Origin of the sequence: Mycobacterium sp. E2497 (assembly GCF_001668695.1) — a bacterium.
GTDB lineage: Bacteria > Actinomycetota > Actinomycetes > Mycobacteriales > Mycobacteriaceae > Mycobacterium.
Window position 1 is genome coordinate 1 of sequence record NZ_LZKD01000246.1, and the last position, 7,574, is coordinate 7,574.

Annotated in this window: 9 protein-coding genes; 4 read left to right on the plus strand and 5 right to left on the minus strand. The window is 63.4% G+C overall.

The genetic code is table 11. The annotated features are described in order from the left end of the window. The 4 genes from A5713_RS23595 to A5713_RS23610 form a co-directional block, all read right to left on the minus strand. Positions 1 to 666, minus strand: a 666-nt coding sequence (locus tag A5713_RS23595; protein WP_068098579.1) for an MCE family protein, incomplete at its 3' end; no start/stop codon positions are given. Further along, a complete protein-coding gene (locus A5713_RS23600) occupies positions 663 to 1,850 on the minus strand; it encodes an MCE family protein (protein ID WP_068098580.1) in 1,188 nt (395 codons plus the stop codon). The genes A5713_RS23595 and A5713_RS23600, both read right to left, overlap by 4 nt. 13 nt (positions 1,851 to 1,863) lie before the next feature. Next, the gene (locus A5713_RS23605) at positions 1,864 to 2,709 is read right to left on the minus strand and encodes an ABC transporter permease (RefSeq protein ID WP_067926167.1); all 846 of its coding nucleotides are present in this window, start codon (positions 2,707 to 2,709) and stop codon (positions 1,864 to 1,866) included. A 7-nt stretch (positions 2,710 to 2,716) separates the two neighbouring features. Further along, positions 2,717 to 3,565 carry an ABC transporter permease gene (locus A5713_RS23610; RefSeq protein WP_067926164.1) on the minus strand — a complete coding sequence of 283 codons (849 nt, stop codon included), beginning with the start codon at positions 3,563 to 3,565 and terminating at the stop codon, positions 2,717 to 2,719. Between the two features lie 237 nt (positions 3,566 to 3,802). Between A5713_RS23610 and A5713_RS23615 the strand changes: the two genes are divergently transcribed. Continuing rightward, a complete protein-coding gene (locus A5713_RS23615; protein ID WP_067926161.1) occupies positions 3,803 to 4,609 on the plus strand; it encodes an SDR family NAD(P)-dependent oxidoreductase in 807 nt (268 codons plus the stop codon). A 93-nt stretch (positions 4,610 to 4,702) separates the two neighbouring features. Continuing rightward, positions 4,703 to 5,137: a hypothetical protein gene (locus A5713_RS23620; protein ID WP_231980640.1), complete on the plus strand. Its 435-nt coding sequence runs from the start codon at positions 4,703 to 4,705 to the stop codon at positions 5,135 to 5,137. A 253-nt stretch (positions 5,138 to 5,390) separates the two neighbouring features. Here the strand turns inward: A5713_RS23620 and A5713_RS23625 are convergent, their stop codons facing one another. After that, positions 5,391 to 5,828, minus strand: a complete 438-nt coding sequence (locus A5713_RS23625) for an SRPBCC family protein (RefSeq protein WP_067926158.1) — start codon at positions 5,826 to 5,828, stop codon at positions 5,391 to 5,393. A gap of 219 nt (positions 5,829 to 6,047) precedes the next feature. Here A5713_RS23625 and A5713_RS23630 point away from each other — a divergent pair, with 219 nt between their 5' ends. Next, complete coding sequence (locus A5713_RS23630; protein WP_067926347.1) at positions 6,048 to 6,923, plus strand: enoyl-CoA hydratase; 876 nt, start codon at positions 6,048 to 6,050, stop codon at positions 6,921 to 6,923. Continuing rightward, positions 6,895 to 7,574, plus strand: a 680-nt coding sequence (locus A5713_RS23635; protein ID WP_197516463.1) for a 2-keto-4-pentenoate hydratase, incomplete at its 3' end; no start/stop codon positions are given. The genes A5713_RS23630 and A5713_RS23635, both read left to right, overlap by 29 nt.

Sequence of the window (7,574 nt, forward strand, 5' to 3'; positions counted from 1 at the left end):
GCGCTCGACCGTCGCCGAGAATTTGCTGCCGTCCTTGGCCACCGTGGCGACCACCTCGTTGAGATTGTCGATCAATCGCTGCACCACTTGCCCGTTGTCGGCCAGGGCGTTGGAGAACGATGCGGTCTTGGTGAACAACGACTCCACATCGCCGCTGCTGCCTTGCAGAATCTGGATCAATGAGTTGGTCAGCGCGTTCACCGATTGAGGGTTAAGGCCCTGAATCACCGGTTTGAGCCCACCCAACAACAAATCGAGATCCAGCGCCGGCTCGGTGCGGCTTATCGGAATCCGCGAGCCGGGCGGCTGGATCCCGGCGGAACCGGGCGCGTCGAGCAGGTCAAGGTAGCGATCCCCGACCAGGTTGAGGTAACGCACGGCGACCCGCGTGCTGGTAGTGAGCCTGACCTCGCGGTTCGCGTCGAAACTCACCAGCACCGCGTTATTCGATTGCAGCGCAACATTGTTGACTGTGCCGACCCGGATCCCGGCGGCACGCACCGAATCACCGGTCTTCAGGCTGGAGGCGTCGCTGAACACCGCGGAATAGCCATATGTCGAACCTGTGCGGTACTGCCCGAGGATGGCGAACAGGGCGGCCGTCAGCACAATGGTCACCACCGCGAACACCCCCAACTTGACGGTCGTCCCAACCGAGCCCGTCATCCCGGCATCCCGATCTGTGGGGTGTTGCGCGGCGGCCCGTCGATCGGTCCGAACAGCCATTGCTTAAGGCGATTGGAGTTCAACAGGATTCCCTGATTTCCGTACTGCGCCTGGTTGGCATCAATGTCGGTGACCAGGTAGGGCGGGCGGTGCCCGAAGCCCACGTCCGGTAGTCCCATGCATTGCGGACCGCCCGTCGCCGCGACCTTGGGGAGGTTCTGCGGGTAACGGTAGCGTTCGGTGCCCAGCAGAAATGAATCCAGCAAAAGGACACCCGGCACGGGCAGGGGCGGACCGGTGGCCAGCGGCTTGAGGCCAGCCAGGGCGCAGGTGATGGCCTGGTTGTATTTGTTGGTCAGGTTCGTGGTGGGGACCAGCAGGTGAAGGACGGCAGTGAACGCCTGCGCGTTGCCGGCCAGGACGTCGTTTCCGATGTCGGCCAGCGCGATCGCGCTGATGAGCGCGGTGTCCAGATCACGCTGCCGGTCGACCACGGTGTCGCTCAGCCGGGTCGCATTTTGCGTTGTCTTGACCAGGTCGGGGGCCGCGTCGGCGTAGGCGTTGAGCACCTGTGGGGCCACCGAGAGTTCGTGGCTCAGGGAGGTCAGGCTCGGGTCGATTTTGGTCAACAGGGTGTCCAGATCGGCCAAGGTGTGTCCGAGTTTGTCACCGCGGCCGCTGAACGCTTGCGCGAGGGCGCCAAGGGTCTCATTGAGCTTCTCGGGTTCGATCTGCGACAACACCGACACCAATTGCTCGAATACGGTGTCGATTTCGACGGTGACATGCTCGGAGTCAAGGATTTGGCCCGCCTTCAGCGACTGGGGGGAGGGATCGGGCGGCGGAATGAGTTGCACGAATTTCGACCCGAAGACGGTCGTGGATTCGATGTCGACGCCGGTATTGGCGGGAATCAGATGCAGCCAGGATGGGTTGATCGCCAGGTGAATCGCGGCCCGGCCGTCGGGCAGGTTGTCGATCGAGGAGACCTTGCCCACTTGTGCACCATGCAGCTTCACCTTGGCGTCGGGGTTCATCACCAGTCCCGCCCGGGGCGACAGCACCGTGACCGGCACCGACTCGATGGCACCGCCTTCGAACAACACGATGGTGGCCGCGACGATCGCGCCGATCACACCGACGGTGGCCAGCCCCAGCAAGGGGCGAACAGCGTTGTTCCACATCAGCTTTCTTCCCCTAGCCCGACAAGTTGAAATTGCCGTTGGCGCCGTAAATGGCCAGCGAAACCAGCAGGGTGACCGACACGATGATGATCAGGGAAGTGCGCACCGCAGTGCCCACTGCGACCCCGACACCCGAGGGTCCCCCGCTGGCGAAGTAGCCGTAGTAGGTGTGGGTGAACAGGATGGCCAAGGCCATCAGGATCGCCTGCAGAAATGACCACAAGAGGTCGGTTGGGTTCAGAAACGTCGAGAAGTAGTGACCATAGAGCCCCCCGGATTGCCCCAGCACGACCACGGTGGTGAATTGGCTGGCCACAAACGACAAGATGACCGCGATCGAGTACAGCGGCGTGATCGCCAGCATCCCGGCGACGATCCGTGTGCTCACTAGGTACGAAACGGGGCGGATCCCCATACTTTCGAGCGCATCGATTTCCTCATTGATGCGCATGGCGCCCAGTTGGGCGGTCACGCCGGCGCCGAAGGTGGCTGCCAAGCCGATGCCGGCGACAATCGGCGCCGAGATACGGACGTTGATGAACGCGGCCAAAAAGCCGGTCAACGCCTCGATGCCAATATTGCCCAGCGAGCTGTATCCCTGGATGGCCAGCGTCCCACCCGTCGCCAAGGTGAGGAACCCGACGATGACCACTGTCCCGCCGATCATCGCCAGGGTGCCAGCGCCCATGCTGATTTCGGCGATCAAGCGGATGATTTCTCGCCGATAGCGGGTGGCCGCAAACGGTGCCCCGGCGATCGCTTTCCCGTAGAACGCGACGTGGTCACCGATGCCGGCCAGCGCGGTGACCGGTCTGTTGATTTCTCGGGTCAGGCCCGGATATGCCGCTCGCAGTGTCACCGTCTGCCTACTTCGCCGTCATCTGGATACCGATAGCCGTCACCACGACGTTGATGACAAACAGCGACATGAACGCGTATACCACCGTCTCGTTGACGGCGTTGCCCACAGCTTTGGCGCCGCCACCGGTGATCGTCAGCCCGCGGTAGCAGGCCACCAGGCCGGCGATCAGACCGAACAGCAGCGCTTTGACCGAGGAAATGATCAATTCGGGCACCCCGGTCAGCAGCGTGATGCCCGCTGCGAATGCACCCGGGTTGACGTCCTGGACGAACACCGAGAACGTGTAGCCACCCAGAATGCCGATGATGCAGACGACGCTGTTGAGCAGCAGTGCCACCAGTCCCGACGCCAGCATGCGCGGGGTCACCAAGCGCTGAACGGGATTGATTCCCAACACTTCCAAAGCGTCGATCTCTTCACGGATGGTGCGCGAGCCCAGATCGGCGCACATCGCCGTGGCGCCGGCGCCGGCCACTATCAGCACAGTGACCAGGGGACCGACCTGGGTGACCGCCCCGAAGGCCGCACCCGCCCCCGAAAGGTCGGCTGCACCCAGCTCGCGCAGCAAGATATTGAGCGTGAAGCTGACCAGCACGGTAAACGGAATGGCTACCAGCAGCGTCGGCATCAGCGAGACGCGCGCGACGAACCACGACTGGTCCAAGAACTCTCGTCCCTGAAACGGCCTGCGGACAGCGAACTTCGCGGCATCGGCCGCCATCGCGGCCAGCCCCCCGATGGCCTGCATGGGCCCGGCCAGCTTGGCGCCAAACGACGAAAGCCCCGGCGACCAACGGTCGGGCGCCTTCGTGATCACCGGCTGTGGCTCCTTCACCTCGTCGACAGCAGACATCGCAGCTCGGGTCACGCCTTGCACCACATCGGTCCGGGCTGCGTCGAGCAGAACCCTCCCAGTCGGGTGAGACGTGGACCACACGATGTCCCGCTTACCGGGACGCCTATCCATCGCTGCGGATCCCGCGCGAGGGCACCCGAGCCGGGTCCATACCGGGCCGTTCCCGCCGAGGAGAGGACCACCCACCGGGACATGCGGCTGACATTGCCGCTTCCGCGGAGCACCATCCCCGTTGTGAACAGTCCTCAGAGATATGCGAATCGCCGCGTCTTGATCAGCGGGGGTGGCTCAGGCATCGGACAGGCAACTGCGCTGCGCGTGCTGGAGGAAGGCGGACGAGTTGTGGCCGCCGACATCAGCGAGTCCGGGTTGAAGGACACGGTGGCCAAGGCCGACACGCATGCGGACCGACTCACCACGGTGACATTGGACGTCGGAGACGAGCAGTCCGTCCGCGACGGTGTCGGCCGGGCGCTCGCAGCGCTGGGAGGTCTCGACACGTTGGTCAACGCGGCGGGGATTCTGCGCTCAGCCCATTTCCTGGACACCACCGCGGCCGATTTTGAGCAGGTACTCCGCATCAACCTGGTCGGCACCTTCCTGATGACCCGCGAGGCGATCCCGGCCCTACGCGAGGGCGTCGGTCCAGCGGTGGTCAACTTCAGCTCCACCTCGGCGGCCTTTGCTCACCCGTATATGTCGGCCTACGCCGCTTCCAAGGGCGGAATTCAGGCGATGACACATGCGTTGGCCATGGAGTTCAGCAAAGAGGGAATCCGGTTCAACTCGGTGCAGCCGGGATCGATTTCCTCCGGAATGACTGATGGCACAGGAGAATCGAAGCAGAGCATCGGTCCGGGCCTGCCCGCTGACGTCGACTTCTCCCTGTTCGGCAAGGTTCAGCCTGTGCTTCCACTGGCCGACGGCGCGATCTTCGCCAGACCGGACGCCGTAGCCGCCGTGGTGGCCATGCTGGGCTCTCCCGACGCCTATTTCATCACCGGTACCGAAGTCCGTGTCGACGGCGGCTCGCATATGTGAGCCGAACCCAGCGGCCCCGCCGAGAGCAGTCCGCGATTGCGGTGGGTAACGGCGTGTTGTCTGATCCTCGGCCCCAAGCAGAATGGAACGAACGTGAAGGCGCTCATACTGGGCATCTGCCTGGCGCCGGCGGCCTTAGGGCTCGCGCCCGTGGCCCACGCGGAGATGCGAACCGGCAATTACCAGCTTTTGATCACCGGCAGGTACGACTTCCATACCTGGATCTGGGCGATTTCGTCGTGCAGCGGTGACTGTGTCAGCGTGAGCGCGATACCCCAACCGGTAGCCAAGGCATTCGAGTACAACGGCAGCGCTCGATTCGCCGATGGCCGCTATACCTTGAGTGTCGACGTTCCCGACGGTCTGCGCTGTGGTGACATCTACTACGGGCCCGTGATACCCACGCACGACGTCTACGCATGGGATGCGTCCACGCTTGCTGGCTCGTTGGACTCCTCGTTTTCCTCGGGCTGTAACGGGTCGCCGGCGGGAACTTACACGTACCCGTTCACCCTGGTGCGCATGTAGATCGTGCAGCCTAATGTTTTCCCGTGCGCGGCGAGTGGCTAACATCAACGACTCTCGGTCACCGGTCCGCAGGTGTCGGTAGCGGTGATCGGCGATGCGAAGACAACGGCCTGGATCCGGCCGCCAGTGGGGCACCGAACCCAGCCCGTCATCGGGCCGCGTGTAACGACCAAGGAAGCTGGCGGTACACGGCTTTGGGCCATCTTGATCCTGTAGACGAGACAGTTGCAATCCATGATCACCGGCACGGTGGCTACGTCGGCTGCGCTTCGGCTCCCCGGGCGAGAGCGGTCACCATCGTGGGCATGCTCGCGCGCAGCATCAGCCAGATCAGCGGTCCCGTGAGCGGGAACCGTGGGCGAAACGTTGCCTTCCACACGATGCGAGATCCGCTAGAGGTCGTGGATATGTGGACATCGGCGCGGTGATCGGTGACGGGGATTCCCGACAGGATGGCATAGGCGTGGTGGTGCGGCCGATCGGCAATGAGGACCTTCTCCCGCATGGTTAAGCCTCTCAACATGATTCGGCGGATAGCCCCTATCCGGGAGCCGGCCGTTCCTGGGTACTCCCAGTCGGCGGTCCGTACACCGTCTAACCACTGCGGCCATCGCGCGACGTCAGTGAGCAAGTCGTAGACGACCGGCGCTGGCGCCGCGCATGTCCGCTCGAAGCGGCATGAGTAGCGCATAGCGTTGAAGCTACGGGATCAGGGTGCTTGTACCGGATCGGCCGTCCCGACAGTCGGGACGTTCCGAGTTGCGTGGACAGCCCTGCACTGAGCGGCCGGCTTGGATCTATCAGCTGTGAGCGAGATGACTCCCGGTGTATGGACACCGACCACCTGTCTGCGGGCCGACTGCGCTGATGATGGTCAGAACCGGAATGCGTGATGACGGAAGGCATCAACATGGACACGCCTGATGTAGACGAGGTGGTCACCTATGCAGTGACCTCCGGAGTCGCTGTGGTCACCATGAACCGTCCGCGCTACCGCAATGCGCAGAATTCGGCGATGACCTACGCCCTGGATGCTGCGTTTAGGCGCGCAGTGAACGATGACGAAATCAAGGTGATCGTGTTAGCGGGTGCCGGCGAGCACTTCAGCGCCGGTCACGATATCGGCACCCCCGAACGTGACCACAACGTGCGCTATGAAAATCGGGCGGTGTTGTGGTGGGACCACGTCGACAAGCCAGGCGGCGACCAACGTTTTGCGCGGGAGACAGAGGTTTATCTTGGGATGTGCCGAAGGTGGCGCGAAATCCCGAAGCCCACTATTGCGATGGTGCAAGGCGCGTGTGTGGCCGGTGGTCTGATGCTCGCCTGGGCCTGTGACCTGATCGTGGCCGCCGATGATGCCTTCTTCAGCGATCCCGTTGTGCGCATGGGTATTCCGGGCGTCGAATACTTCGCACACCCTTGGGTGCTCGGGCCCAGGTTTGCCAAGGAGATCCTCTACACAGGTGAGAGGTTCAGCGCGCAGCGCGCCTACGAAATCGGTATGGTCAATCGGGTCGTCGCACGGTCGCAGCTACGCGGTGAAACCTTCGGCCTTGCAACGCGTATCGCGGCGATGCCCCAATTCGGGCTCGCGCTGGCCAAGCGGGCGGTCAACCAATGCGAAGACCACATGGGATTACGCAATGGCATGGACGCTGTCTTCGGTCTTCACCACTTCGCGCATGCCCATAACGCCGAGATCGGGACCGGCCCACTCGGCGGGATGGACGCCAAGGCAATGACTTCACCTGCAAATGCTGAGGGAACCAGTTCTCGTGCTTAGCAGGGAATTACGCCACCAGCTGGCTGTCCAGTTGGCGCAGGCTGAGCGGAGCCGCTCACCGATCGCTCCGCTGACCGCTGTTCACCCGGACATTGATGTTGTGGACGCGTATGAGATTCAGCTGATCAATATCCGTCAGCGGGTCGCGGAGGGGGCTCGGGTGTTGGGGCACAAGGTGGGCCTGTCGTCGAAGGCGATCCAGCAGATGATGGGGGTTGACGAGCCGGATTACGGGCATTTGCTGGACGAGATGCAGTTGTTCGAAGACACCCCGGTCAGGGCGAGCCGGTATCTGTGGCCGCGGGTGGAGGTGGAGGTGGGTTTCCTGCTGAACGCCGACCTGCCGGGGGCCGACTGCACCGAGGAGGACGTGCTGGCGGCCACCGAGGCGCTGGTGCCCTCGATCGAGTTGATCGACACGCGGATCACCGACTGGAAGATCGAGTTGTGCGACACCATCGCCGACAACGCGTCGTCGGCGGGCTTCGTGCTGGGCCAGGCGCGTGTCTCCCCGTGCGAGGTCGACGTCAAGGGCATCGATGCGGTGCTGCACTGCAACGGTGAGGTCGTCGCGAAGGGCCGCACCGATGCGGTGCTGGGCAACCCGGTCACCGCGGTGGCCTGGCTGGCGCGCAAGGTGGAGGGCTTCGG

What these genes read in the sequence shown, in the direction of transcription:
- A5713_RS23600 (WP_068098580.1), bottom strand. Translation starts at nt 1,850, where the DNA reads ATGTGGAACAACGCTGTTCGCCCCTTGCTGGGGCTGGCCACCGTCGGT.
- A5713_RS23610 (WP_067926164.1), bottom strand. Translation starts at nt 3,565, where the DNA reads ATGTCTGCTGTCGACGAGGTGAAGGAGCCACAGCCGGTGATCACGAAG.
- A5713_RS23625 (WP_067926158.1), bottom strand. Translation starts at nt 5,828, where the DNA reads ATGCGCTACTCATGCCGCTTCGAGCGGACATGCGCGGCGCCAGCGCCG.
- A5713_RS23630 (WP_067926347.1), top strand. Translation starts at nt 6,048, where the DNA reads ATGGACACGCCTGATGTAGACGAGGTGGTCACCTATGCAGTGACCTCC.